The sequence below is a fragment of the Leptolyngbya sp. FACHB-36 genome, from assembly GCF_014695955.1.
Lineage (GTDB): Bacteria > Cyanobacteriota > Cyanobacteriia > Leptolyngbyales > Leptolyngbyaceae > FACHB-36.
This window is the reverse complement of the sequence record NZ_JACJPG010000572.1, coordinates 1-2,384: the sequence shown is the minus strand read 5'-3', so window position 1 is coordinate 2,384 and position 2,384 is coordinate 1. Positions and strand designations below refer to the sequence as shown.

Sequence of the window (2,384 nt, the reverse complement as noted above, 5' to 3'; positions counted from 1 at the left end):
GGTTGGTACAGAACTCAAACGCAAGCTAGAAGTGCGATACCAACGCAGCCGGAATAAATTTCGCCCCCAAAATCGTAAGGATACCTTGGGCAGCAAAGACATGGAAGGCAACTTCTTCTATGAACCGACGCAGCAGCTTGATATGGTCAAAAATTTGATCAATGGACGCTTCAGTGTGCTGCTGCTGCCGACCAAACTTCCTGAAGTTCAGTGCTGGCAAATCTTTGCCTATAACAAAGTGACTGAACAAATTGAATCCCTGAATATCGAGCGCTCTAAAGATGGGTTATTCAATCTTCAAGGAATGCCAGCCACCAGCACGACTGGAGCCGCAAAGTCAGGGTTGAAATTCAACGGGAATGGCTATGTTGAGTTGCCAAATGTGGTTAATTCTGACTCAGGCACCCTGGAGTTTTGGGTGAAATTCGCGTCGCTAGAGGATCAAATTCTCGTTGATGCCTCTACAACCTTTAATCCGATCGGCAATGCAGATCCCATCCTGAATGTGAAATATTTCTATCTGGCGATCGCAAACCAAAAATTGCGGTTTGGGTTTGAAGATGCCACTGATAAAGACTTTGTGTTAAACGCCGAACAGCCTGTGCCATCGACTCGCTACTGGCATCACGTTGCGGTTAGCTGGAACTACAAAACGAGTGCTGGCACTGCGATCGCCCAACTGTACCTGAATGGTCAACTGATAGGGCAATTAAAGGATGATAAATTAGCGGGTTCCAAACCCACCTTGTCTAGCCTGTTTTTCGGCAAAATTCGTCCAGCAGATAACAAAGGGCAGCCGGAGCATAAGAGCACGGCACCGTTTAAGGGCAAAATTGACGAAATTCGCTGCTGGTCAGTAGCTCGGACCGAAGCCGACCTCTCTGCCAGCCTGCATCGTCGCCTGCAAGGAAATGAGCCTGGTTTAGTCGGATACTGGCGCTGCGACGACGGAGTAGGAACGAGAGTCACCGATCGCGCCCTGCACAGCGAGCTTGCTAACGCGAATCATGGCAGCATTCACGGAGCAGTTGCGTGGACTTGGTCAGATGCGCCGATCGAAACGACAGAAATGTCTCAAACAGGCTTCAAAATTGACAATTGCACCATTGCCTCAGGCATCTCTGCGCTGCTCTACTACCAGCAAGAAGAAGGCGCAACGGGCTACGACAACGAACCCAAGCCCTTGAAGAAAAATGCGCGAGTCATGTTGACCGTTGGCGTTAGGAAAGTAGGTGAAGGAACCATAGAAATTGCGGTGATCGATTTTGGCGTTTCCCGGAATGGCAAGCTAGCTGAACTGCCCAGCGTCATCGAGCTTCCCTCGATCACGTCGGGTGAACAGCCGATGCCGCTGCAAACCATCGACTCAACCGGATTAAGCGTATCGGGAGCAATCCTGCGGTTTGCTCAATTTAGAAGCTCGCGGTTGAACTCCATCGAAAGCGCTCCGCTTTTATTCGAAAGCGCCAACGGCAGAATTGCCCTTTACTTTGCCGCGCAGGATGAAAAGTTTTCGGTTGCTTACTACGATCCCCTGACGGCAAAAGCTAATTACAGTCTGGATGCAAGTTCCATTGTGCCCGTTGGCAAGCTGGCGCGATCGCTCTCTGGCACCGTGGCTCAGTTCAGCCTCATTAGAAGTGCCGATGCTGTGCGGCGATCGATTTCTGCTGGAGCAACGCTTAAACTTGGAACCACTCTCGTCACGGTAAAAGAGCGAGTGGCGAAGGATGCAACCACAGTTGCGATCGAGCCAATTCAACTGACCAATTCCATCCCTGAAGGAACGGCGATTTCCTTGGTCGAAGCTGGAAGCATTACGCTGGTTGCTCGGACCGCAGGCTCCCTGCTGGATACCGCCACGATCGCCGTCGAGAATGGCAGCACTCCCACAACCTGTACAATCACGCTCGAATCTACGCTCGAATCTACGGCTCTCGGCATCAAAGAAGTCTGGCAGGATGTCCCCCGCCATGCCGAAAAGTTTGTTCGGGTGCTGAATGGCGCAGCTAGCACCGACGAAACCGATCCTTACTATTACGACTACGCCAACGTGGATGTTGTAGAAGGACCAAACAGCAATCCGGCACTGGGTTCGCTTCTGTTTGTCGCGGTCAACGATCGTCCGCAGGGTGAAGTCGGTAATACCCCTGCTGCCCGACTCGTGACCGATCCTCCAACCCGTTCTGCTCGATGGATTGCCGATGTCCCTGGTCAGGCGATGCGATTCGACGGTCAGGACGACTACCTGGCGATCGCAGCCAGCCCGTCCAAAAAGCTCAACTCTGACAACGACTTGACCCTAGAGGCATGGATCAAACCCACCAACATTGACAAGACCGCCAGCGTCATCCATTACCACCACGACTCCGATTACACCTTGG

1 protein-coding gene is annotated in these 2,384 nt (G+C 52.0%); it reads left to right on the top strand.

Translation table 11 applies throughout. The features are described 5' to 3' along the window. Window positions 1-31 precede the first annotated feature (31 nt). Window positions 32-2,384: LamG domain-containing protein (locus H6F43_RS16440; RefSeq protein WP_190343802.1), on the top strand; the 2,353-nt coding region annotated here is incomplete at its 3' end.